The 23,543-nt window shown below is 76.8% G+C and carries 24 protein-coding genes; 14 read left to right on the top strand and 10 right to left on the bottom strand.

Annotation, left to right across the window (positions count from 1 at the left end):
• Positions 1-101 precede the first annotated feature (101 nt).
• Both BM158_RS04140 and BM158_RS04145 read right to left on the bottom strand, forming a co-directional pair.
• Positions 102-1,289 (bottom strand): 4-hydroxybenzoate 3-monooxygenase, encoded by a 1,188-nt coding sequence (locus BM158_RS04140; RefSeq protein WP_091554939.1) that lies wholly within the window; start codon positions 1,287-1,289, stop codon positions 102-104.
• A 38-nt stretch (positions 1,290-1,327) separates the two neighbouring features.
• Complete coding sequence (locus BM158_RS04145; RefSeq protein WP_091554941.1) at positions 1,328-2,125, bottom strand: IclR family transcriptional regulator; 798 nt, start codon at positions 2,123-2,125, stop codon at positions 1,328-1,330.
• Between the two features lie 70 nt (positions 2,126-2,195).
• Between BM158_RS04145 and pcaH the strand changes: the two genes are divergently transcribed.
• From pcaH to pcaC, 5 genes are read left to right on the top strand one after another with little or no spacing between them, the layout of a single operon-like run.
• Complete coding sequence (gene pcaH / locus BM158_RS04150; RefSeq protein ID WP_091554943.1) at positions 2,196-2,936, top strand: protocatechuate 3,4-dioxygenase subunit beta; 741 nt, start codon at positions 2,196-2,198, stop codon at positions 2,934-2,936.
• Positions 2,936-3,595 carry a protocatechuate 3,4-dioxygenase subunit alpha gene (pcaG, locus tag BM158_RS04155; RefSeq protein WP_091554945.1) on the top strand — a complete coding sequence of 220 codons (660 nt, stop codon included), beginning with the start codon at positions 2,936-2,938 and terminating at the stop codon, positions 3,593-3,595. Before pcaH ends, pcaG begins: the two co-directional genes overlap by 1 nt.
• Before the next feature lie 25 nt (positions 3,596-3,620).
• On the top strand, positions 3,621-4,940 hold the full coding sequence (gene pcaB, locus BM158_RS04160; RefSeq protein WP_091554946.1) for a 3-carboxy-cis,cis-muconate cycloisomerase: 1,320 nt from the start codon (positions 3,621-3,623) through the stop codon (positions 4,938-4,940).
• A gap of 9 nt (positions 4,941-4,949) precedes the next feature.
• Complete coding sequence (gene pcaD, locus BM158_RS04165) at positions 4,950-5,720, top strand: 3-oxoadipate enol-lactonase (protein ID WP_091554948.1); 771 nt, start codon at positions 4,950-4,952, stop codon at positions 5,718-5,720.
• Positions 5,717-6,121: a 4-carboxymuconolactone decarboxylase gene (pcaC, locus tag BM158_RS04170; protein ID WP_091554950.1), complete on the top strand. Its 405-nt coding sequence runs from the start codon at positions 5,717-5,719 to the stop codon at positions 6,119-6,121. The genes pcaD and pcaC overlap by 4 nt, the downstream gene beginning before the upstream one ends.
• On the opposite strand, the gene BM158_RS04175 is transcribed toward pcaC, so the two are convergent.
• Positions 6,111-8,345 carry a diguanylate cyclase domain-containing protein gene (locus tag BM158_RS04175; RefSeq protein WP_091554953.1) on the bottom strand — a complete coding sequence of 745 codons (2,235 nt, stop codon included), beginning with the start codon at positions 8,343-8,345 and terminating at the stop codon, positions 6,111-6,113. The two genes, pcaC and BM158_RS04175, sit on opposite strands and share 11 nt — an antisense overlap.
• 135 nt (positions 8,346-8,480) lie before the next feature.
• Positions 8,481-10,052, bottom strand: a complete 1,572-nt coding sequence (locus tag BM158_RS04180; RefSeq protein WP_091554954.1) for a hypothetical protein — start codon at positions 10,050-10,052, stop codon at positions 8,481-8,483.
• Positions 10,053-10,391: 339 nt separating this feature from the next.
• Here BM158_RS04180 and BM158_RS04185 point away from each other — a divergent pair, with 339 nt between their 5' ends.
• From BM158_RS04185 to BM158_RS04210, 6 genes are read left to right on the top strand one after another with little or no spacing between them, the layout of a single operon-like run.
• Entirely contained in the window at positions 10,392-11,597 is a 1,206-nt protein-coding gene (locus BM158_RS04185) for a glycosyltransferase (RefSeq protein ID WP_207506153.1), read from the top strand.
• Positions 11,598-11,613: 16 nt separating this feature from the next.
• Positions 11,614-12,585 carry a glycosyltransferase gene (locus BM158_RS04190; protein ID WP_091554958.1) on the top strand — a complete coding sequence of 324 codons (972 nt, stop codon included), beginning with the start codon at positions 11,614-11,616 and terminating at the stop codon, positions 12,583-12,585.
• The gene (locus tag BM158_RS04195; protein WP_091554960.1) at positions 12,582-13,373 is read left to right on the top strand and encodes a glycosyltransferase family 2 protein; all 792 of its coding nucleotides are present in this window, start codon (positions 12,582-12,584) and stop codon (positions 13,371-13,373) included. Before BM158_RS04190 ends, BM158_RS04195 begins: the two co-directional genes overlap by 4 nt.
• Positions 13,370-14,386 carry a glycosyltransferase gene (locus BM158_RS04200; protein ID WP_229827660.1) on the top strand — a complete coding sequence of 339 codons (1,017 nt, stop codon included), beginning with the start codon at positions 13,370-13,372 and terminating at the stop codon, positions 14,384-14,386. Before BM158_RS04195 ends, BM158_RS04200 begins: the two co-directional genes overlap by 4 nt.
• Entirely contained in the window at positions 14,383-15,273 is an 891-nt protein-coding gene (locus tag BM158_RS04205) for a glycosyltransferase (protein WP_091554962.1), read from the top strand. The genes BM158_RS04200 and BM158_RS04205 overlap by 4 nt, the downstream gene beginning before the upstream one ends.
• A 59-nt stretch (positions 15,274-15,332) precedes the next feature.
• Positions 15,333-16,547, top strand: a complete 1,215-nt coding sequence (locus BM158_RS04210; RefSeq protein ID WP_091556295.1) for a glycosyltransferase — start codon at positions 15,333-15,335, stop codon at positions 16,545-16,547.
• Positions 16,548-16,557: 10 nt separating this feature from the next.
• Here the strand turns inward: BM158_RS04210 and BM158_RS04215 are convergent, their stop codons facing one another.
• The 4 genes from BM158_RS04215 to BM158_RS04230 all read right to left on the bottom strand — a co-directional run bounded on the left by BM158_RS04215 (position 16,558) and on the right by BM158_RS04230 (position 19,264).
• Complete coding sequence (locus BM158_RS04215) at positions 16,558-16,863, bottom strand: hypothetical protein (protein ID WP_091554964.1); 306 nt, start codon at positions 16,861-16,863, stop codon at positions 16,558-16,560.
• 139 nt (positions 16,864-17,002) lie between these two features.
• Positions 17,003-18,484, bottom strand: coding sequence for an HNH endonuclease signature motif containing protein (locus BM158_RS04220; RefSeq protein WP_131801971.1), 1,482 nt, complete (start codon positions 18,482-18,484; stop codon positions 17,003-17,005).
• Between the two features lie 173 nt (positions 18,485-18,657).
• Positions 18,658-18,891: a hypothetical protein gene (locus BM158_RS04225; RefSeq protein WP_091554968.1), complete on the bottom strand. Its 234-nt coding sequence runs from the start codon at positions 18,889-18,891 to the stop codon at positions 18,658-18,660.
• On the bottom strand, positions 18,884-19,264 hold the full coding sequence (locus BM158_RS04230) for a hypothetical protein (RefSeq protein ID WP_091554970.1): 381 nt from the start codon (positions 19,262-19,264) through the stop codon (positions 18,884-18,886). The genes BM158_RS04225 and BM158_RS04230 overlap by 8 nt, the downstream gene beginning before the upstream one ends.
• Before the next feature lie 76 nt (positions 19,265-19,340).
• On the opposite strand from BM158_RS04230, the gene BM158_RS04235 reads away from it, so the two are divergent.
• The 3 genes from BM158_RS04235 (at position 19,341) to BM158_RS04245 (ending at position 21,459) form a co-directional block, all read left to right on the top strand.
• Entirely contained in the window at positions 19,341-20,207 is an 867-nt protein-coding gene (locus BM158_RS04235) for an SDR family oxidoreductase (RefSeq protein ID WP_191328657.1), read from the top strand.
• Between the two features lie 66 nt (positions 20,208-20,273).
• Positions 20,274-20,678, top strand: coding sequence for a hypothetical protein (locus BM158_RS04240; protein WP_091554973.1), 405 nt, complete (start codon positions 20,274-20,276; stop codon positions 20,676-20,678).
• Positions 20,679-20,796: 118 nt separating this feature from the next.
• Positions 20,797-21,459, top strand: a complete 663-nt coding sequence (locus tag BM158_RS04245; protein ID WP_091554975.1) for a Type 1 glutamine amidotransferase-like domain-containing protein — start codon at positions 20,797-20,799, stop codon at positions 21,457-21,459.
• A gap of 91 nt (positions 21,460-21,550) precedes the next feature.
• Here BM158_RS04245 and BM158_RS04250 read toward each other — a convergent pair whose 3' ends face one another.
• Both BM158_RS04250 and BM158_RS04255 read right to left on the bottom strand, forming a co-directional pair.
• A complete protein-coding gene (locus tag BM158_RS04250; RefSeq protein ID WP_229827659.1) occupies positions 21,551-21,943 on the bottom strand; it encodes an STAS domain-containing protein in 393 nt (130 codons plus the stop codon).
• Between the two features lie 55 nt (positions 21,944-21,998).
• Positions 21,999-23,540 (bottom strand): ATP-binding protein, encoded by a 1,542-nt coding sequence (locus tag BM158_RS04255; protein WP_091554977.1) that lies wholly within the window; start codon positions 23,538-23,540, stop codon positions 21,999-22,001.
• Positions 23,541-23,543 lie beyond the last annotated feature (3 nt).

The raw sequence follows: 23,543 nt of genomic DNA on the forward strand, positions 1-23,543 counted from the left end.
ACCGTTCTACATATCGGCGGGGCTCGGCAACCGCACGGGGCGAAGCCCTGCGTGCGCCGAACGAAGTGCACCCGACCCGGCCGCACCCGGCCGGGTCGCGCTCAGTGCTCGATCGGCAGGCCGGTGTAGTTCTCGGCGAGCTCGCGCTGCGCGGCCTCCGAGGCGAACACCCGGCGCAGCTGCGAGAGCTGGAGCTGCCGGTCGAAGTCGTCGCCGCCCTGCGCCGGCGAGATGGTGTGCAGCATCGAGGTCATCCACCAGGAGAAGTGGGTGCACCGCCAGATCCGGCGCAGCGCGGTGTCGGAGTAGCCGTCGACCAGGTCCGTCCGCTTCTCCTGCAGCAGCCGGACCAGGGCGGTGGCCAGCAGGGTCACGTCGGCCACCGCCAGGTTCAGGCCCTTGGCGCCGGTGGGCGGCACGATGTGCGCGGCGTCCCCGGCCAGGAACAGCCGACCGTGCCGCATCGGGGTGGAGACGAACGACCGCATCGGCAGGATCGACTTCTCGGTGACCGGACCGCGGTTGACCGACCAACCGGGCAGGCCCAGCCGCTCGTCGAGGGCGTCCCAGATCCGCTCGTCGGACCAGTCCTCGATCTTCTCCGTCGGGTCGACCTGCACGTAGAGGCGGGAGACGCTGGGCGAGCGCATCGAGTACAGCGCGAACCCGTCGGGGTGCCAGGCGTAGACGAGGTCGTCGGTCGCCGGGGCGGCGTCGGCCAGGATGCCCAGCCAGGAGAAGGGGTAGACCCGCTCCCAGACCTCCCCGCCGGTCGCCGCGGTCACGATCGGCCGCGAGACCCCGTGGAAGCCGTCGGTGCCGACCACCACGTCGCAGTGCAGCTCCTGCGCCGCGCCGTCGGCGTCGGTGAAGGTGATCCGGGGCGACTCGGTGTCCACGTCGTGCGGCTGGACGTCCGACACCTCGAACAGCAGCGGCGGGCCCTCGTCCAGCTGCGTGGCGATGAGGTCCTTGACCACCTCGGTCTGGCCGTAGACCCACACGGTGCGCCCGCACAGCGCCTCGAAGTCCAGGTGCACGCGCTCGCCCGGGACCTGCAGGTGGATGCCGGTGTGGTGCAGGCCCTCGCGGTCGAGCCGGTCGCCCACCCCGACGTCGCGCAGGGTCTGCACGGTGTGGCTCTCCAGGATGCCGGCGCGGATGCGGGCCTCGACGTAGGCCCGGTCGCGGTTCTCCAGCACGACCGAGTCGATCCCCTGCACGTGCAGCAGACGCGACAGCAGCAGCCCGGCCGGCCCGGCCCCGATGATCCCCACCTGAGTACGCACGACCGGAGTGTGACCACGGTGACGTCGCGGGGGCGAGGTCAGCTTCCCGCTGAGCGGAATTCCTCGGTCCTGGCCAGGGCCCGGCCGATGCCGCGGGCGGCCACCTGCAGCACCGGGACCAGCCGGGGCAGGTCGCGGTCGGCCCGGTGGGTGGGGACGACGATGCCGAGCGCGGCGGCGACCACCGACCGGCCGCCGGCCAGCTCCACGGCGACCGGGACGGCGACCGACGCCGCGCCCAGCGACATCTCCTCCGACGTCCGGGCCGACCCCGACCGGCGCACCTCGGCGAGCTCGCGGCCCAGCCGCACCGGGTCGACGACGGTGTGCCGGGTCTGCCGTTCGGGGGCCTGCAGCGCCTGCTCGACGACGTCGGCCGGCGCGGCGGCCAGCAGCACCTTGCCCACCCCCACGGCGTGCAGGGGCAGCCGGCTGCCCACCTGGCTGACCACCGGCACCGACTCCCGGCCGGAGACCCGGTCGACGTAGAGGGCGTGCAGGCCGTCGCGCACGGCGAGGTGCACGGTGTCGCGGGTGGCGGTGTGCACGTCGAGGAGGAAGGGGCTGGCCACCTGGCGCAGCTCGGCCTGCACCGGGGCGAGCAGGCCGAGGTCCCACAGCCGCCGGCCGATCTCGTAGCGGCCGTCGGGACGCCGGGCCAGCGCGCCCCAGGCGGTCAGCTCGGCCAGCAGCCGGTGCGCGGTGGTCAGCGGGGTGCCGCTGCGGGCGGCGATCTCGGACAGCGTCAGCCGCGGGTGCCCGGCGTCGAAGGCCTCCAGCACGCCCAGCGCCCGGGAGGTCACCGAGCGACCCGTCAGCGCGCCGCCTCCGGCCATCCGGCTCTCCTTCCACCCAGCGGGAAGGTCAGGGTGCCAGACGCCGCGGCGATCTCGTACGTTCCCGGGCATGACCGGGACCACATCGCGGCTGGTGCTGCCCCGCTACCTGCAGGAGCAGGACGGCCAGCGCACGCCCGTCGCGTTCGACGGCTACCGCTCCACCGGGCTGCGCGCACCGCTGCGCACCCCGGTCGACCTGCCGCACCGGCTGACCGAGATCACCGGCCCGGTGCTCGGCGAGGACCGGGTGACCGCCGGCGACGCCGACCTCACGCTGCGCGCGGGCGGCGAGGCGCAGGGCCAGCGGATCATCGTCTTCGGCCGGGTGCTCGACAGCGGCGGGCGGCCCGTGCCCGGCGCCCTGCTGGAGATCTGGCAGGCCAACGCGGCCGGCCGCTACCGGCACGTGGTGGACAACTGGCCCGCCCCGCTGGACCCGCACTTCGACGGCCTGGGCCGGGTCGTCACCGACTCCCTGGGCCGCTACGAGTTCACCACCGTCAAGCCCGGCGCCTACCCGTGGGGCAACCACCACAACGCGTGGCGACCGGCGCACATCCACTTCTCGCTGTTCGGCCAGGCCTTCACGCAGCGCCTGGTCACCCAGATGTACTTCCCGGACGACCCGCTGTTCGGCCAGGACCCGATCTTCAACGCCATCCCGCCGGCCGCCCGGCACCGCGCGGTCGCCGGGTTCGACCTCGGCCGCACCCAGCCGGACTGGGCGCTGGCCTTCGAGTGGGACATCGTGCTGCGCGGCACCGAGCAGACGCCGTTCGAGACCGACGACGACGGGGACGTGGCCTGATGGCGTTCGAGCACGACTCACCGCTGGTCCAGGACGCCGACGAGACCAACGAGCGCCGCCCGGGCACCCCGCGGCGCGGCACCGGCTTCCTCGACGAGCCGCTCACCCTGCGCACCACGCCCAGCGCGACCGTGGGCCCGTACCTGGCCATCGGCCTGACCTGGCCGGACGGCGCCGACGCGGTCGCGCCCGGCACCGCGGGGGAGATCTGGCTGCGCGGCACGGTCCGCGACGGCAACGGCGACGTCGTCCCCGACGCGATGGTGGAGACCTGGCAGGCCGACCCCGACGGCCGCTTCGCCCACCCCGACGACCCGCGCGGCTCCGCCACCACCCCGGGCTTCCGCGGCTTCGGGCGCTCGGCCACCCCGGGCGGGGAGTTCGCCGTCCGCACGCTCAAGCCGGGCCCGGTGCCCGACGGCGAGGGCGGGCTGCAGGCCCCGCACGTCGACGTCTCCGTCTTCGCCCGTGGCCTGCTCGACCGGGTGGTCACCCGCATCTACTTCGCCGACGAGGCCGGGGCCAACGCCACCGACCCGGTGCTCGCCGCGCTGCCGGAGGACCGCCGCGCCACGCTCGTCGCGCAGCGCACCGAGGACGGCTACCGGCTGGACATCAACCTGCAGGGCGACGCCGAGACCGTCTTCTTCGCCGTGTGAGGGTCTGCGCTGTGAGGATGACCGCATGAGCGGGCTCTGGGACGGCACCTTCGCCCGCGGGGGTGCCGCCGCGGCGGTGTCCGACGACGCGTGGCTGCAGGCGATGCTCGACGTCGAGGCCGCGCTGGCCCGGGCCGCGGCGCGCTGCGGCCTGGTCAGCGAGACCGCCGCCGCCGAGGTCACCCGGGTGGCCGGCACCCCCGGTGCGCTGGACGTCGCCGCCGTGGTCGCCCGCGCCGCCGACGCCGGCAACCCGGTGCCGCCGCTGGTCCGGGTGCTCACCGACGCGGTCGGCCCGCACGCCGCCGGCGCGGTGCACGTCGGCGCCACCAGCCAGGACGTCGTGGACACCGCGATGGTGCTGCTGGCCCGCCGGGCGCTCGCCGCCGTCGACGCCGACCTGGCCGAGGCCGGGCAGGCCGCCGCCCGGCTGGCCGCCGACCACCGGGACGACGTCGCGATCGGCCGCACCCTGCTGCAGCAGGCGCTGCCCACCACCGCCGGCTTCCGGGCCGCCGCCTGGCTGGCCGGCCTGGACGGCGCCCGCGCGCGCCTGGCCGCCGTCGCCGGGTCCCTGCCGGTGCAGTACGGCGGCGCGGTGGGCACGCTGGCCGCCACCGACGGGTCCGGCGTCGACGTCCGCGCCGCGCTCGCCGACGAGCTGGGGCTGGCCACCACCGCCGTCCCCTGGTTCACCGTCCGGCTGCCCGTCGCCGACCTGGCCGGGGCGCTGGGCGCCGCCGCGGGCGTGGTGGCGACCGTCGCCCTCGACGTCGTCCTGCTCGCCCAGACCGAGGTCGCCGAGGCCGCCGAGTCCGGGGAGGGGCGGGGCGGGTCCAGCGCCATGCCGCACAAGCGCAACCCGGTCGCCGCGATCTCCGCCCGGGCCTGCGCCCGCCGGGCCCCCGGCCTGGTCGGCACGCTGTTCGGCGCCATGGAGCAGGAGCACGAGCGCTCCGCCGGCGCCTGGCACAGCGAGTGGCCCACCCTGTCCGCGCTGCTGGCCACCACCGGGTCGGCCGCGGCGTGGCTGGCCGACTGCCTGGGCGGGCTGCGGTTCGACACCGCCCGGATGGCCGCCGTCGTCGACGCGGCGGGCGGCGCGCAGCTGGCCGGGGCGCTGGCCGACGCGCTCACGCCGTCCCTCGGCCGCGGGCCGGCGCACGACGCGGCCGCCGACGCCGTCCGGCAGGCTGCCCGGGAGGGCCGGCCGCTGGCCGAGGTCGTCGGGGAGCGCACCGACGTCGACGTCGAGGCACTGCTGGCCGGTGCCGCCCCCGACACCGGGGAGGCCGGCGCGCAGGTCGACGCCGCCCTCGCCGCCCACACGATCGCCGAGAGCTGAGGAGCCCCGTTGACCGTCGACGTGCACGCCGTGGTGGAGGGTCCGGAGGACGCCCCCGTCGTCCTGCTGTCCAACTCCCTGGGGACGACCCTGGAGATGTGGGACCCGCAGGTCCCCGCGCTCGCCGAGCGGTTCCGGGTGGTCCGCTACGACACCCGCGGGCACGGCCGGTCGCCGTCCCCGGAGGGCGACTCGACCGTCGACGACCTGGTCGACGACGTCGTCGCCCTGCTGGACCGGCTGCACGTCGCCCGCGCGCACGTGGTCGGCCTGTCCATCGGCGGCATGACCGGCCTGCGGCTGGCCGCGCGCGAGCCCGAGCGGGTCGGCCGGCTGGCCGTGCTCTGCACGTCCGCCCACCCGGGCAACCCCGACGCCTGGACCGAGCGGGCCGCCACCGCCCGCAGCCAGGGCACCGCCTCGCTGGCCGACGCGGTGGTGGGCCGCTGGTTCACCCCCGGCTGGGCCGCCGAGCACCCTGACGTGGTGGCCCGCATGCGGCAGGGCATCGTCGAGTGCGACGACGAGGGCTACGCCAGCTGCTGCGCCGCCGTCGGGGCACTGGACCTGCGCGACCAGCTGGGCAGCATCACCGCGCCCACCCTGGTGGTCAGCGGCGCCGACGACCCCGCGCTGCCGCCGGAGCACCAGGAGGCCATCGCCGCGGGCATCACGGGCGCGGCGTTGCTGACGCTGTCCCCGGCCGCGCACATCGCCAGCGTCGAGCAGGCCGAGCACGTCACCGCCGCGCTGCTCGCGCACCTGGGCGGCACCCGATGAGCGAGCCGGTCAGCGGCCCGAGCACGGACGACGAACGCCGCGAGGCCGGCATGCGCACCCGGCGGGAGGTGCTCGGCGACGCCCACGTCGACCGGGCCGTCGCCGGGGTGACCCCCCTGACCGCCGACTTCCAGGACTTCATCACCCGGGTGGCCTGGGGCGACCTGTGGCAGCGGCCCGGCCTGGACCGGCGCACCCGCTCGATGCTCACCCTGGCCATCACCGCGTCGCTGCGGCACTGGGACGAGTTCGCGCTGCACGTGAAGGCCGCGGTGCACAACGGGCTGACCGACGAGGAGATCGCCGAGGTCTGCCTGCACACCGCGGTCTACGCCGGGGTGCCCGCCGCCAACCACGCCCTCGCCGTCGCCAAGCCGATCCTGGCCGAGCTCAGGGGCTGACCAGCGGGCCGGCCTTGACCGCGTACATCCGCTGGTCGGCGGTGTGCAGCAGCGCGTCGAACCCGGCGCCGTCCTCGGGGGTGACCGCGCAGCCGATGCTGGCGCCCACCCGCACCTGCTCGCCGCGCACCTCGACCGGCGCGGCCAGCGTGGTGGTCAGGGTGACGGCGACGCGGGCGGCCTCGGCGGCGGCCGTGGCCACCGGCAGTCCGGGCAGCGCGACGAGGAACTCGTCGCCGCCGAGCCGGGCGAGCAGGTCGGTGCGGCGCACCGAGGACCGCAGCCGGGTGCTGACCTCGACCAGCAGCTCGTCGCCGGCGGCGTGGCCGAGCCGGTCGTTGACCGCCTTGAACCCGTCCAGGTCGACGAACAGCAGACCCACCGCGGTGCCGGCCGCGTCGGCCTCCCACAGCGCCAGCTCCACCTGCTCCTGCAGCCGCCGCCGGTTGGGCAGCCCGGTGAGCGGGTCGGTCCACGCCAGCTGCTCGATGCGGGCCAGGTGCTGCCGGGTGCGCTCCTGCTCCCGGGCGAGCCGCTGCTGGGCCTCGACCCGGGCGGTGACGTCGTTCTGCACGCCGATGTACTGCACCACCCGGCCCGCGGCGTCGGTCACCGGCGCCAGGTGCAGCTCGTTCCACCACGGGGTGCGGTCGGGCCCGCGGTGGTTGAGCAGGGTCTCCCGGCACTCCCGGCCGGCGTCCAGGGCCTCGCGGATGCGGGACACGGCGGCCACGTCGGTGTCGGCGGTCTGCAGGAACCGGCAGTTGCGGCCGAGCACCTCCTCGCGGGGGTACCCCGACAGCTCCTCGAAGGCCCGGTTGACGTAGACCAGCGGCTGGTCGGGCAGCTCCATGTCCACGATGACCACCCCGCTGGTGGTCGCGGCCAGCGCCCGGTGCAGCAGGCCCTCGTTGGCCGCGGGCGTCAGGGCGGGCAGCTCGGGCAGCCGCGGTGCGGTGGCCGCCGGCGTCGTCCGCTCGACCGGGGCCGGGCGCTGCGCCTGCGGCACCACCCGGGCGACCAGGGCGTGCGCGGCCCGGGCGACGGTGTCCCGGTCGTAGGTCAGCGCGAACTCGAACGTGCGCTCCAGGTCCGGCCCGGTGTCGCCCAGGTCGCGGGCCAGCAGCGCGGCGCTGAAGTGCGGGCCGATGACCGCGACGTCCCACTCGCCCCGCACCTCGTCGGCGGCCGTGAGCTCGGCGCCGCGGACCCCCGCCACCGGCTCGGTGGACAGCCCGTCGCCCAGCGCGCACACGAACCCGGTGCGCTCGGCCAGCTCGCGGTAGCGGGCCACGGTGGACGGCGTGAAGTGCCGCGCCTCCTGGAAGGTCGACGCCACGACGGCGGTGCCGCCCAGCCGCATCGCGTGCCGCTCCAGCTGCTTGGACAGCTCGATGAGCAGCCGCTTGGGGGAGCGGCGCAGCGCGGTGCCCGGGGGCAGGCACCCGAACGGGGACACCTCGGTGCCGGGCGGGTCCAGCGGGGCGGGCGGCAGCAGCAGCTCGCCGGTGGGCAGGTGGGCGGCCGGGCCGGGCTGCGGCCGGCCGAACATCCAGCCCTGGCCCAGGGTGGCGCCCAGCGCGAGGCCCTGCACCAGGTGGGCGTCGGTCTCGATGCCCTCGGCGAGCACGACCGCGCCGGTGCGCTCGGCGTAGGCGTTGACGGCGTTCATCACCTCGGCCACCTCGGGTCCGGGGCGGTCCTGCACCAGGCTGAGGTCCAGCTTGACCACGTCGGGGCGCAGCAGCGGCATGAACGCCAGCGACATCGCGTCCGCCCCGACGTCGTCCAGGGCCAGGCCCCAGCCGATCTCGCGGATGCGCTGCACGGTCTGCAGCAGCTCGGCCGGGCGGGCCGCGATCGCCCGCTCGGTGATCTCCACGACCACCCGCAGCTGGGCGGGCGCGGCGTCGGCGATGGCCAGCAGGTCCTCGAGCGGGGCGCTGTCGAGGACCTCGGGCTCGACGTTGACGAAGACGGTCAGCGGGGCCAGCAGGCCCTGCGCCACCGCGCCGCGGAAGGCCGCGGTGCGGCAGGCGGCGTCCAGCTCGGCGAGCCGCCCGGCCTCGCGGGCGGCCGCGAAGAGCGCGGCGGGGGACTGCAGGGGGCCCTCCGGGCCGCGGGCCAGGGCCTCGTACGCGACCACCGCACCGCTGTCGAGGTCGACGATGGGCTGGAACACGCTGGTCACGGCCTCGGCGGCGAGGACGTCGTGGATGGTCACGGTGGGGGGACCCGTCTGTCGGTGGGCTGCGCCCGGGGTCCCCGTGGCTGGAGACGGAAGGCGCTCAGCAGGTTCATCGACCGGGACGGTCGCGCGCACACCCCTCCCGGTCGGGCCCTCACCCCGACGGGTGCGTCACCCCGCCGGGACGGTGACCGGGAAGGACAGCGTGCCCGGCTGGAAGTCCACCGTCGCGCCGTCGGGGTAGGTGAACACCCCGCCGAAGGTGACGGTGCCCTCGGTGAAGTCGGCCGGGACGTCGAAGGCGGTGGCCACCAGCGCCGGGTCGTCGACGATGTCCTGCGAGGGGATGACCGTGCCGTCGGGCAGGGTCAGCGAGAAGTAGGCGGGCGGGCCCTCGCCGGCGCTGAAGGTGTCGGCGACCAGGTCGGAGTCGATGACCAGGAACGCCCGGTCCGGGCCCGAGGGCCGCGCGGTGACGTTGGTGCCGGCGTACCAGCTCAGCGACGCGCTCTGGATGGTCACGGTGAAGGTGAACGGCGTGGTCACCCGGCCGGGCGCGCTGATGACGCCCGGGATCTGCTGCGCCGCGACCGGGTCGGCGGTGCGGTTCTCCCGGGTGGTCACCACCAGGTTGTCCGGGCCGGGCGAGCCGTCGACCAGCGACAGCGTCTGGGTGTCCTCGCCGTCCACCACGACGAGCTGGACGTCGGCGTCCTCGGGGACCGACAGCAGGCCCTCGACGGAGGCGCCGGGCGTGACCAGCGACGGGTCGACGGGGACCTCGTCGCCGCCGTCGACGCGGTAGGACAGCAGCGGCGCGTCGTCGCCGTAGCCCTCGCCGCGGTCGAGGGTGTAGCCGAAGACCCGGAACACCTCGCCGTCGGCGGGGCGGCGGGCGTCGTCGCCGGTGCCGATGCGGTCGGTGGAGGCCAGCCCGGTGACCGTCACCCGGGCCGAGGCGCCGGACAGGGTCGCCGGGCCCTCGGGGGCCTCGAGCTGCACGTCGTCGAAGGGGCCGTCGGCGGTGAAGCCGGGGTCGGCTGCGCGGGGCTCGGGGGCGGTGAGGTCGCCGGCGCCGTCGGGCGGGGTCGCGCCGTCGGGGCGGGTGAGCAGCTCGCGGTCGGCCAGCGGCTGCGGCTCGGGGGAGGTCGGCTCGGCGGCGACCTCGAACACCACGTCACCGCGGCCCCCGGACGGGGTGAGCGGGAACTCCAGGTAGGTGGCCGACGGGTCGCCGTCGACGAAGAGCACCGGCCCGCAGACCAGGTCGTCCTGGACGTCGGAGGTGTCCGGCGACAGGAACCGGAACCAGCAGCCGGTGTCGTCGCTGCTGGCCCCGCCGCGCTCGGAGACGTAGGCGTCCAGCGCGGCCTCGCCGTCGTCGACGACCTGCTGGGGCTCGGCGACGGCGCGGCCGGCGTAGCTGAGGTCGTCGCCGCGCAGGAGGAAGAAGAGGCCGCCGCCGACCAGCAGCAGCACCAGCAGCGCGGCGCCGCCGACCAGCAGCGGGGTGCGCCGGCTGCGCCTCGGCGGCTGCGGCGCCCACGGGGCCGGGCCCTGGGCCGGGTTCCAGGCGCCCTGCGGGGGGGCCTGCGGCGGGGGGCCGGGGACCGCGCCAAACTGCTGGGTGGGCTCGCGGCCGTCCCAGCCGGGTCGCTGCGGCGGGGGGCCCTGCTGCCAGCCGCCGGGCGTGCCGCCCTGGTTCCCCCAGGTCTGCCAGCCGCCGTCGCCGCGCTCGGTCACACGCCCCTCCTCCTGGCCGGGCGGGTGCCGGGGACCCGCTCCGTGCAGGTCGGAACGCTATCGGACCCCCAACGGCACCGCCCGGTCCGCACGGGGTGGGGGGCGGAAACGGTGCTTGCGCACGCCGGGCCGGGTGACGCCGACCACCCGGACGGGGGGTCGAGGTGCGGGGGGAGGGGGGGTCTGTGAAGATCGCGGAGTTCGGTCCCCCGTGGACCGGGCGGGCACCCGGGGGGTCCGCGCCGGCCGCGGGGATGCCTCATGAAGCGGGGTGGCCGTCGTCCCTGCCTCGCCGTCGTGCCCGCGAGGTGCCCCGCTGCCAGGAGGTGCTGCTCGCCCGTGCCCGAGGACCTCACCCCGACCCTGCGTGCCCGCACCACCGGCCGCCGGCGCTCCCGGCTGCACGCCGTCCCGCCCGTGCCCGCGTCGCCACCCGTGGTGGCCGACCCGGGCCGGCGGCTGCGGATCGCGCTCATCGGGTCCAGCCGCTACCCGATCGGCGAGCCCTTCGCCGGGGGTCTGGAGTCCCACGTCTGGCAGCTGACCCGGTCGCTGACCGCCCGCGGGCACGACGTGACCCTCTTCGCCGCGCCCGGCTCGGACCCGCGGCTGCCGGTGGAGCGCCTGGCGGTCCGCCCGCTGCGGATCAGCACCACCGCCCGGGCCGACGTCAGCATGGCGCCCGAGGTCTTCCTGGAGGACCACCACGCCTACCTGGCGCTGATGCTGGAGCTGACCGGTCGCCGCGCGCTGGACTTCGACATCGTGCACAACCACGCCACGCACTACCTGCCGCTGGCGATGGCCCCGGCGCTGCAGGTCCCCATGGTCTCCACGCTGCACTGCCCGCCGACGCCGTGGCTGGAGTCGGCGCTGCAGAGCGACGGCCCCACCCCGGCCCACCTGGTCGCGGTCAGCGGGCACACCGCCGCCGCGTGGCAGGGCAGCCCGGCCGTGGGCCAACGCGTCGGCGTGGTCCCCAACGGCGTGGACCTGGACCGCTGGGTCGCCGGGCCCGGCGGCGGTCCGCTGATCTGGTCGGGCCGCATCGTCCCGGAGAAGGGCACCCACCTGGCCGTGCAGGCCGCGCTGGCCGCCGGCCGCGAGCTGCAGATCGCCGGCCCGGTGGTCGACCGCGGCTACTTCGACCGCACGATCGCGCCGTTCCTCGGCCGCGGCGTCACCCACCTGGGCCACCTGGACCACCCCGAGCTCGCCGACGCCGTCGGCCGGGCCTCGGTCGCGCTGGTCACCCCGTGCTGGGACGAGCCCTACGGCCTGGTGGTCGCCGAGGCGCTGGCCTGCGGCACCCCGGTCGTGGCGTTCGCCCGCGGCGGCATCCCCGAGATCGTCACCCCGCAGTGCGGCCGGCTGGTGCCCGCGGGCGACGTCGCGGCGCTGGCGGCGGCGATCCCGGAGGCCGAGCAGCTCTCCCGCGCAGCGGCCCGGGAGCGGGCGCGCGCACACTGCTCGGTGGAGACGATGGTCGACCGGTACGAGCAGCTCTACGGCTCGCTGGTCAGCGCGGCGGTGGCCACCGCGTGAGCGGGAGGGGTATCCGGTGATCGGCTGGTACGTGCACCACCAGGGCCGCGGGCACCTGCACCGCGCGGCCGCGGTCGCGGCAGTCCTGGACACCCCGGTGGTGGGCCTGTCGTCGCTGCCGTCCCCCGGGGAGCCCTTCGCCGACTGGGTGCCCCTCGCCGACGACGCCGGCCACCCCGTCGAGGAGGTCACCGCCGGCGGCGCGCTGCACTGGGCCCCGCGCGGGCACGACGGCATGCGCCAGCGGATGTCCCGGCTGGCCGCCTGGGTGGAGCAGGCTCGCCCGGCCGCCGTCGTCGTCGACGTGTCGGTCGAGGTCAGCGTGTTCCTGCGGCTCATGGGCGTGCCCGTCGTGGTCACCGCCATGCCCGGCGACCGCACCGACGCCCCGCACACCACCGGCTACACCGTCGCGGAGCGGGTGCTCGCCTTCTGGCCGCAGGACGTGCTGGACCCGCCGTGGCTGTCCCGGCTGGGCGACCGGGTGGTGCACGTCGGCGCGGTCTCGCGCTTCGACGGCCGCGAGCCGGCCGACCCGGTGCCCGGCAGCGGCGTGCTGCTCGCCGGCGGGGGCGGCTCCGCGGTGACGCAGGCCGACGTCGACGCCCTGCGCGCGGTCACCCCCGGGCTGGGGTGGACCGTGCTGGGCGGCCCCGGCGACTGGTCGGCCGACCCCTGGCCGGTGCTGTCCTCGGCCGACGTGGTGGTGACCCACGCCGGGCAGAACGCGCTCGCCGAGGTGGCCGCGGCCCGGCGTCCGGCCGTGGTGGTCGCCCAGGAGCGGCCCTTCCGCGAGCAGCACCGCACCACCGACGCGCTGCACCGCTCGGGCATCGCCGTCGGCCTGCCCCGCTGGCCGGACGCCGCGGCCTGGCCGCGGCTGCTGGAGCAGGCCCGGGCGCTGGGCGGCGGAGGCTGGGCCCGCTGGTCGCCGGGCGACGCGGCGCGGCGCGCGGCCCGCGAGATCGAGGCGGTGGCGCGCACGTGAGGACGGCGGTCGTCACCGTCGTGCACGGCCGGCACGACCACCTCGCCCGGCAGCTGGCCGGCCTGGCCCGGCAGACCCGCCCCGCCGACGACCACGTGGTCGTGGCGATGGGCGACGACGGCGTGCGCGCGGTCGTGGGCGGGCGGGCGCGGGTGGTCGACCTCCCGGCCGGTCCGCGGCTGCCGCTGGCGGCCGCGCGCAACGCCGGTGCCGCCGCCGCGCTGGCCGCCGGCGCGGACCACCTGGTGTTCCTCGACGTCGACTGCATCCCCGCACCGGAGCTCGTCGCCCGGTACTCAGCGGTCGCCCAGGACGGTGTGCTCGACTCGGGCCCCGTGAGCTACCTGCCGCCGGCCGACGACTACGACCTGGACGGCCTGGCCGCCCTCGCCGACCCGCACCCGGCCCGGCCCGCCCCGCGCGACGGCGAGGTGCTGCCCGCCGAGGACCACCGGCTGTTCTGGTCGTTGTCCTTCGCGCTGACCGCGGCGACCTGGACGCGGCTCGGCGGGTTCTGCGAGGCCTACGCCGGCTACGGCGGCGAGGACACCGACTTCGCAGAGACCGCGCACGCGGCGGGCGTCGGGCTGCGCTGGGTGGGCGGCGCCGCGGCGTTCCACCAGCACCACCCGGTGTCCCGGCCCCCGGTCGAGCACCTGGACGACGTGCTGGTCAACGGTCGGGTCTTCGCCGACCGGTGGGGCTGGTGGCCGATGCAGGGGTGGTTGGAGGCCTTCGCCGAGCGCGGCCTGGTGCGGCGCTCGGGCGAGGGCTGGGTGGCCGCGTGATCCGCGTCGCGACCGTCCCGTACGCCCACCCCTACCTCGACGCCGTGCTGCCCGCGGACGTCGTGCGGGTGGGCCCGCCGCCCCCGCCGGCCGACCCGTGGGCACCGAGCCCCTGGCTGGACCCGGCGTACCTGACCGCGCACGCCGACGAGGTCGACGTGGTGCACCTGCACTTCGGCTTCGACCACATGACCCCCGACGAGGTCGTGGCCTGGACCGAGGCGGTGCGCCGCAGCGGGATCGCGCTGGTGGTGACCGTGCACGACCTGCGCAACCCGCACCACTCCACCCGCGAGCGGCACGACCGGCACCTGGTCGCGCTGCTGGGCGCCGCCGAGGTGGTGCTGACCCTCACCGAGGGCGCCGCCGACGAGATCGCCGAGCGGTTCTCCCGGTCCTGCATCGTGGTGCCGCACCCGGGCCTGGTCACCCCGCTGCCCGACGTCGGCCGGGAGCCGCGGCTGGTCGGGGTGCACCTGAAGTCGCTGCGCAGCAACCTGCTCGACCCGCTGGACGTCGTCCGCGCGGCGGCGTCGGGGGCGGTGTCCGGGGGCGGGCGGCTGCGGGTGGACGTGCACGACGACGTCGACCTCGACGCCCGGGTGCCGGGGCTGCGGGAGGGCGCCGAGGCCGGGGAGTACGAGCTGGTCGTGCACGCGCGCTTCGACGACCGGGAGCTGACCGCCTACCTGCAGATGCTGGCGGTGTCGGTGCTGCCGCACCGCTTCGGCACGCACTCGGGCTGGCTGGAGGCCTGCCGGGACGTCGGCACCCGGGTGGTGGCGCCGACCTGCGGCCACTACGCCGACCAGTGGGACGACGTCGTGCTCTACGGCAACGACGAGGTGCGCGGCCTGGACGCCGGCTCGCTGACCGCCGCGGTGCTGGTGGCCGTCACCCGGCCCTGGCCGGCCCGCGCCGACCCCGGCTGGCGGGCCGAGCAGCGCACCCAGCTGCGGCGGGTGCACGACCACGTGTACGGCCGGGTCGCGGCCGACCGCGCCCGGGCGTGACCGTTCGGCACTGGGTGGTCGGCCCGCCCGAGCACGGCGTCACCCGGTACGCGCGCGAGCTGGCCGACGCCGCGGGCACGGTCGGCCCCGACGTCGTCCACGTGCACTACACCGACCGGCTGTTCGGGCCCACCGCCGAGGAGTCCGCCGCCGCGTTCACCACGCAGGTCGTCGCGCTCGGCCGCCCGGTGGTGGTGACGCTGCACGACGTGCCCCCGGACGACGGCTCGGTGCTGCAGCGGCGCCGCGCGCGGGCCTACGCCGCGGTGGTGGGGGCGGCGGCCGCGGTGGTGGTCAACAGCGACCACGAGGCCGCCCGGCTGGCCCGGTTCTCGCCCGTCCGGCCCGCCGTGGTGCCGCTGCCGGTGCAGCCGCTGCCGCCCGGCCCGGTGCCGCCGCCGGACGGCCAGGTCGTGGTGCTGGGCTTCCTGTACCCCGGGAAGGGGCACGAGGAGGCGCTGCGGGCGCTGCCGCCGGGCACCGGGCTGACGGCGCTGGGCCGCCCGTCGGACGGCCACGAGGACCTGGTGGAGCAGCTGTCGGCACGGGGGCCGCTGACGGTGACCGGCTACGTGCCCGACGACGAGCTGCCCGCCCGGCTGCGCGCGGCGTCGGTCCCGCTGGCCCCGCACCGGCACGTCTCGGCGTCCGGCTCGATCGGCTCGTGGCTGGCCGCCGGCCGCCGTCCGCTGGTGCCCGACGTGCCCTACACGCGGGAGGTCGAGGGCCGCTCGCCCGGGGCGCTGTGGCTCTACGACGACCTGGCCCCGGCGCTGGCCCGGGCCCTTGCCGAGCCGGAGCTGACCTGGCTGGACCCCGGGACGCCGGTCGGCCCGTCGTGGGCGGCGACGGTGGCCGCCTACCGGACGGTGTGGGCCGCGTGCTGACGGTCGCGGGGAACGACTGGTCCGGGCTCGACGGGGTCCGTCCCACGGAGCCGCCGACGGTGAGCGTGGTGGTGCCGTACTACCGCGCGCAGGCGCAGCTGGACCTGGTGCTGGCCGGCCTGGCCGCGCAGACCCACCCGGCGACCCGGCTGCAGGTGGTGGTCGCCGACGACGGGTCGCCGGAGCCGCCGGTCGTGGGCCCCGGGGTGGTCGTGGTGCGGCACGAGGACCGGGGCTTCCGGGCCGCCGCGGCGCGCAACCTGGGCGCCCGCGCGGCCGAGGGCGAGGTGCTGCTGTTCGTCGACGGCGACACGGTGCCCGAGCCGGCCTACGTGGCAGAGCTGGCCGCGCTGCCGGCACTGCTGCCCGACGCGCTGGTCACCGGCCGGCGGCGGCACGCCGACCTGACCGGCTGGACGCCGGACCGGCTGCGCGCGTGGTTCGCCGGCGGCCCGGCCCCGGAGGAGCTGACCGAGCCGGCCTGGCTGCGGGAGGCGGGGTCGCTGCTGGACGCCGACGACCGCTCGTACCGGTTCGTGATCAGCGCGGTGATGGGGACGTCGCGGGCGCTGTTCCGCGAGGTCGGCGGCTTCGACGAGACCTTCGACGGCTACGGCGGCGAGGACTGGGAGCTGGCGCACCGGCTGTTCACCGCGGGGGCGGTGCTGGCCCACCGCGAGCGGGCGGTGGCCTGGCACGACGGCCCGGACTGGGGCCTTCGCGGCGACGACCCGGTGGCGGCGCGGCGGGAGAAGAACGCCGAGACCCGGTCGCTGGCCCGGCTGCTGCCCGACCCCGCGGCGCGCGGGGTCGGCGGCTGGTGGCGCCACCCCGACGTCGTCGTGCGGATGACCCCGGGCGGGGACGTCGACGCGACGGTGCTGGGGGTGCGGTCGCTGCTCGCGGCCGGGCTCGACCTGCAGGTGTGGGGTGTCGACCCCTCGGTGGTCGACGACGACCCGCGGGTGCACGCCGGGGAACCGCCCCCGCCGGTGCTGGCCCGCTGCCGCACCCAGGTGACGCTGTCCGGCCCGTTGCGCTGGGCACCCGGGGGCCTGGCCGGGCTGGTGGCGCAGGTGCGCCCCGGCGGGGTCGGCCGGGTCACCGGGGTCGTCGACGGCGTGCAGGTCGAGGTGGCCGCGACCCGGGCGCTCCGCCGCTGCGCCCGGTGGGGTGTCGACATGTCGACCCTGTTCGGCGAGGCGCAGGTCGACGTCCCCGCCGAGCCGCTGGGCGAGCACCCCGACGTGGCGCACTGGCTGCCCCGGCTCTGAGCCTCACCGGTCAGAGGACGACGGCGCCGACGAAGAGCAGGTAGAGGCCCAGCGCCAGGGCCGCGAGCACGGAGCAGACCCCTACCCACCGACCCCGCGCGGTGGCGATCCAGGCGGCCACGGCGAGGGCGCCCCAGGCAGCGGCGTGCCCGGCGTCCACCAGAGAGCCCCACGTCCCGGTCCCCACCGGGGGGACGCCGTCCCCGACGACCGTGAGAACCACCGCCACGGTCGTCGCGACCAGGGCGCCGGCCAGCCAGCGCACGCGGTGCGCCGGCAGGTCGCCCCGGGTGGCGGGCTCCGGCTCGTGCGGCACGCCGCATGCCCAGCACGCGCCGGGTGCTCGACGCGCGGTGCCAGGAGGAGGAACGCCAGGCGGCGTTCGCCGAGCGGATCCGCCGGATCCGGGCACGGGAGATCCCGCCGCGGGACCACCCGGGAGGCGCAGGAGGGGTCTAGGTGCTCGCCGACGCGGGCTCGTCCGGTGGGTAGCCGGTGATGATCTCGGTGCCGTCGTCGCGGAAGGTGCGCCATCGGCCTTCATCGGGGTCCCACCGCACCGCGTAGCCGTGGTGCACCTTCGTGTGGTGCCGTTCGCAGAGCAGAGCGGTGTTCTCGACGCTGGTCTCGCCGTGGTCGGCGATCCACTCGTCCACGTGGTGGGCGTCGCACCACCAGCTGGGGGCGGCGCACCCGGCGAAGACGCACCCGCCGTCGCGGGCCTCGGCGGCCCGGCGGATGTGCGGGGGGACCAGCCGCTGCGAGCGGCCGATGTTCAGCGGCATGCCGTCGGGGCCGAGGAGCACCCGCGTGATGAGCGAGTCGCAGGCGATCTGCCGGGCCGTGGTGTTGGAGACCTGCTGGCCGGAGCCGAGGCGGGCTGAGCCGGCGACCTCGTCGGTGTCGAGCAGGTCCTCCGCGGCGATGGTGACCGCGACGTGCGCCCGGTTGCCGCGCAGCACCGGGGTGGTGGCGGCGGCCAGAGCGTTGTCGCACAGCTGCACGAGAGCGTCGGCCATCTGCTGCGCGTGGCTGCGGTCGTCGTCCTTGGTCCGGCCGGCCTGCTGGTAGGCGGTGAGCGCGGTCATGAGCTTCTCGAAGCCGACCGCGTCCCAGCGGCCGTGCGCCGACCCGCCGGTGCCGTCGGTGGCGCGGCTGAGGTGCAGCTCGCGACGGCGGGTGGGGTCGGGCTCGGGGCCGTCGGGGTCGATCCAGTCAAGGGTCCGCTCGACCACGGCGGGCAACGCCTCGCGCTGCGAACCGCTGGCGCAGGCGGTGAGGGTGGCGTCGAGGCCGTCGTCCCCGTGCACCTGCACGCCGAGCTCGCCCGCCCGGGCGAGCCGCGCGGGGGTGGCCACCCGGGCGACGACGGCGGTCTGGTCAGCGGTGATGCGGCCCTCGGACGCCGCGGTGTCCCACTGCGGCAGCTGCTCCAGCGTGCGCCCGGCGCGCACGACCCGGGCCGCGGTCGCCGGGCTGACGCCGAGGTGGCCGGACATCCAGGACCGCATCGTCCTCTGGCCGTCGAACTCCGCGGCCTGCGCGTTCTCCGCGGCCCGGACGGCGTGCGCCAGCGCGGTGTCGACGACGTTGGCCAGCTGCTGCAGGCCCCGCACCCGGGCCAGCAGTGCCGGTGCCACCGCGCCGGGGGCGCCGGCCGGCGTCACCGCGTCGACCACCTCGCGGGCCGCGGCGAGCACGGCGGCGACGTCGTCGGGCACGGTCATCGACACCTGGCGAGCGGCTTCCCGCTCGGCGGCCCGGGCCGCCCGGTCGGCTGCGGCGGCGGCCACGCGCGCCGGCTCCGCGGCCCGGGTGCCCGCCACCTCGGCATCCAGCGCCGCCCACGCCGACGCCACCACGGCAGAGGCCCCGGCCGAGAACATCCCGGTGTCGGGGAAGGGGTCGAAGGGCGCGCCGTCGGTCAGCTCTCCCACCTCGGGCACCTCCCTCCTGCGTTCGATCACTTGTTCGAACAGTACCGCACCCGGGGGGTCATGGCAAAGCAAAAGCGCAGCTCAGAGCCGCTTTTATCCCCCAGAACGGCGGGATGCAACGGCCGCCCTGTCGCCGGGTCGGCGCGGTACGCGGCCCACCGCGTCCGGCGGGGTCAGCGCCCCCGACCCCGGCCGTGTCGTCGTCTGACGACCTCCCGGCCCACGAGGCCGCTGCCGGCGAACACCACGAACAGCACGACGGCCAGGACCCACCCGCTGAGCAGGACGCCGACCAGTGCGCCCAGGCAGCCCCAGGCGAGCTGCACCACCAGGAAACGGCCGAACGGGCGCCGGGCCAGGAACTCCTCGGCGTCGGCCCGTTGGCCGTCGGCCGGGTCCTCAGTCATCGCTGCCCGGCCGGACGGCGCTCCACCGCAGATCGTCCCGCGGAGCCGGGGGCGCGCCAGGGACACCGGCGCGGCTGCGCATCCACGCGTGGAGGCGGTCGAGCACCCGCAGCGCGCGGTCCTCGTCGGTCCGCAGCTCGGCAAGGACCGGGAAGCCGTCGTCCATCGGCACGCCCTCGGTGGCCGCGGCAGCGCAGAGCGCCGACACCCATCCCGGCCCGAACGCAGACTCCGCACCGTACGTGACGACCGCGTGGGCAGCGTCCACCCGGGCGCCGGACTCGAGCAGCAGTTCGACCTCCACCCAGGCCAGGAGCGTGTACAGCGACGGCCCCGGCCAGCGGCTCGTTGCCTCGTCGGCGGGTGGTTGCACGTCGAGAGACTGGCACCCGGACGAGCTCGCAGCACGCCGGCTGCCGGAGGACGGACAAGACGGCAGAGGGGTGGTCATGCGGCGCAGTGGCCGTCGCCCTGGCGCGACGCCTGCCCGGACAACCCGGTCGACGGCCGTCCCCGGCCACGGCAGGGTGGGCCCGACGCGTCACCCGCTGCCGAGGAGGATCACCGTGCCCAGTGCGCTCGTCACCGGCCTGAGCCGACGGGCCGGCATAGCGGCGTCCGTGGCGGAGCGCCTGGCCGCGGACGGCTGGGCGGTGTCGGCCACCGGCTGGCCGCAGCACGACGAGGAGCAGCCGTGGGGCGCGGACGCCGACGTCCCCGTGCCGGCCGGCGTCCACTGGGAGGCCGCCGACCTGGCCGACCCCGGCGTCCCCGCCCGGCTGGTCGAGGCGCACGCCGCCCGGCACGGCGGGCTCGACGCGTTGGTCGCGGTGCACGCGCGCTCCAGCGACCAGGACCTGGCCACGGTGACCGCCGACGAGCTCGACGCCTCCTTCGCCGTCAACGCCCGCGCCACCGTGCTGCTCGTGCAGGCCGCCGCCCGGCTCGGGGTGCGCCGCGTCGTGCTGTTCACCACCGGCGTCCACCAGGGCCCGATGCCGACCGAGGTGCCCTACGCGCTGTCCAAGGCCGCCGTGCAGGGCATGACCGCCTCGCTGGCCGCCGCGCTGGCGCCGTCCGGGGCGACGCTGAACACGGTCAACCCCGGGCCGAACGACACCGGCTGGGCCGACGACGGCACCCGCGCCTGGCTCGCCGACCGGATGCCGCTGGCCCGGCGCTGGGGGACGCCGGCCGACGCGGCGGAGCTCGTCGCCTTCCTCGTGTCGGAGCAGGCCGGGTGGATCACCGGGCAGACGATCGACTCCGACGGTGGGTGGGGCATCCGCGCCGGCGTCGCCCCGCGCGGCGGGTGAGGTCCCGGGCAGGCCGTACCCGCGGGGGCGTCCGCGACGGCGCGCGGCCTCGCCTAGGTTGGGCGGATGGACGCGCAGCCGACACCCCCCGGTCCGCAGCCCGCCCGGTCCCGCGGGCCGCTGCTCGCCGTGGGCGGGGCGGCGCTGGTCGTCGGGCTGGGCCTGGGGTGGCTGCTGCCGTCCCCGCTGTCCTCCGGGGGCGGGGCCGATGCCGCCGGCATGCACGCGCAGGCGTGCGACCTCGCGGCCGGGGCGTTCCCCGACGGCGTCGACGAGGACGGCGCCCGGCTCGGCGACGGGCCGGGTCTGCAGCAGCTCCTGGCCATCTCGAGCCTGGCCCAGGCCGCGGGTGCCGCCGACGACTCCTACGCCGATGCGGCTGACGCCGGGGCGGTCCTCGGTCGGGGCGTCACGACCTCCGACCTCGACGGCATCAACACCTCCCTGGCCGACCTGCGCGCCACCTGCTGACCGGTGGGCGCGGCCGAGACGGTCCCCGTCGTCGACGGCGAGGTCCGCGGGGTGCGATGAGCCACAGGCTGGACGGCGGTCCTCACCTGCAGACGTCCCCGGCGAGAACGAGGTCACCGTGAAGCTGCTGCTCACCTCCGGCGGGGTCACCAACCCCGGGATCCGCGAGGCCCTGGTCGACCTGCTCGGCAAGCCCGTCGAGCAGGCGCACGCGCTGTGCATCCCGACGGCGCAGTGGGGCCACCCGATGTGCGGCCCGGCGTCGGCGCGCGGGTTCGTCGCCGCCGAGCCGCCGTCGGCGTCCCTGACCGGGCTGGGTTGGGCGTCGCTGGGCCTGCTGGAGCTCACCGCGCTGCCCACCGTCGACCGGGACCGCTGGGTGGCCTGGGTGCGCGCCGCCGACGCCCTGCTGGTGGACGGCGGTGACGCGACCTACCTGCACCACTGGCTGCGCGCCTCCGGCCTGGCCGACCTGCTGCCCGAGCTCACCGACACCGTCTGGGTCGGGGTCAGCGCCGGCAGCATGGTGCTCACGCCGCGGATCGGGCAGCTGTTCGTGGAGTGGTCCGGCGCCCCCGACGACCGCACCCTCGGACTGGTCGACTTCTCGGTCTTCCCGCACCTGGACCTGTTCCCGACCAACACCATGGCCGCCGCAGAGCAGTGGGCCGCGGACATCGGCGGCCCGGCCTACGCGATCGACGAGCAGACCGCGCTGCGCGTCGTCGACGGCCGGGTCGACGTCGTCTCGGAGGGCCGCAGGCGCCGCTTCCCGGATTGACCGTGCAGAACGGCACCGCCGACACGCGGACGGGCGGCGCGCCGCCGTTGCGGTTCTGCACGATCGACGCAGAGAGGCGGGCTCAGGCGGGTCAGCTGCCCGGCGGTCGCTCGTCCCGCACGTGGAAGCGGTGCCAGAGGCCCGACAGCTGCAGCGGCCGGGCGACGACGGTGGTGCCGACCAGCAGCTCCAGCTCCGCGCCGCGGCCCTCGAGCATGCGGTGCAGCTGGACGACGGTGGACAGCCCGGCCGAGTTGAGGAAAGTGACGCCGTGCAGGTCCAGCAGCACCCGCGACGGCGGGTCGCCGCCCAGCAGCAGGTCGGTGACCTCGCGGATCACCGGCCGGCGGGCCTCGGCCGTGAACTCGCCGGTGACCGTGATCCGGGCGCCGTCCGGGCCGGTCCGGTCGACCGACACCTCCGGGACGGCGGCGTCGACGGGGCTGTCGGCGGGGGCGGGCGGCGGATCACCAGGACTCGTCACGTGGCCCGCCCTACCCGGGTGCAGCGCAGGTCACGCCTCCGGGCGCCGGGAACGATCACCGGGGGTCGTCGAGCAGCTCTGGGTCGAGGTCGGCGCTGACCACCGTGGCGTGCGGCAGTCGGATGGTGAACTGCGTGCACCCGGGCTCGCTGGCCACCGCCACCGTGCCGTGGTGGGCGGTGACGACCGCGTCGACGATCGCCAGCCCCAGGCCGGTGGACCCGGCCTGCCGGGAGCGGGAGGAGTCGCCGCGGGCGAACCGCTCGAACACGTGGGCCGCCAGCTCGGGCGGGATCCCCGGGCCGTCGTCGACCACCTGCAGCACCGCCCAGCCGCCCTCGGCGCGCAGCCGCGCGGTGGCGGTGGAGCCGGCGGGGGTGTGCGTGCGCGCGTTGGCCAACAGGTTGGCCAGCACCTGGTGCAGCCGGGCGGCGTCGCCGGGTACCAGCACGCCGTGGTCGGGCAGCTCGACCCGCCACCGGTGGTCGGGGCCGGCTGCGTGCGCGTCGGAGACGGTGTCGACCACCAGCGCGGCGAGGTCCACCTCGTCGACCGAGAGGTCGCGGCCGGCGTCCAGGCGGGCCAGCAGGAGCAGGTCCTCGACCAGGCCCGACATCCGCACCGCCTCGGACTCCACCCGACGCAGCGCGTGGCCCACCTCGGGCTCGACGTCGGCGTGCTGCCGGCGCACCAGCTCGGCGTAGCCGCGGATGGAGGCCAGCGGGGTGCGCAGCTCGTGGCTGGCGTCGGCGACGAACTGCCGCACCTGCGTCTCCGACGCCTGGCGGGCGGCCAGCGAGCCCTCGACGTGGTCGAGCATGGTGTTCAGCGCCGCCCCGACCTGGCCGACCTCGGTGCGCACGTCGGTGTCGGCCGGCGGCACCCGCTCGGCCAGCTGCACCTCACCGGTGGACAGCTCCAGCTGCGACACCCGGGTCGCGGTGGCCGCGACCCGGTCCAGCGGCCGCAGCTGCCGGCGGATGGTCAGCCCGGCGGCCAGCGCGGCCAGCAGGACGGCGACCACCCCGGCGACCAGCTCGACCACGACCAGCCGGGCCAGCGCCTTGCTCACCCCGGTCAACGGCAACCCGGTGACCACGACGGCGCCGTCGGGCACGGTCTCGGCCTGCGCCCGGTACGTGCCGAGGTCGTCGCCGAGGTCGACGGTCACCGGCCGGCCGTCGACGGGCAGCCCGGCCAGCACGGCGCTCTGCGCGGCGCTCAGCGCCGTCCGGTCGCCGCTCCGGTCGATGACCACGGCGTTGGAGACCTCGCCGTCGTCCAGGTACGCGACCACGGTGCCCTCGCCCTGACCGGGGCCGCCGAAGTCCTCGGGGCCCTCGCCCTCGGGCGGCTGGCCCCCGGGCGGCTGGGGCCGGTCGTCGTAGTCGTCGGCGTACATGAGCGCCCGGTAGCCCGCCCCGCCCAGCTCCTCGTCGACCTGGGTCACCAGCTGGTGCCGCAGGGTCAGGGTGGAGACCAGCCCGACCACGCCCAGGACCACCACGGTCGGGACGAGGAAGGCCACCAGCAGGCGAGCCCGCAGCGAGAGCCGCCGTCGGGCGGGTCGGGCTGCGGGCTCGGTGCTGCCGGTCATGCC

Source organism: Klenkia taihuensis, from assembly GCF_900112525.1.
Taxonomy (GTDB): Bacteria; Actinomycetota; Actinomycetes; order Mycobacteriales; family Geodermatophilaceae; genus Klenkia; species Klenkia taihuensis.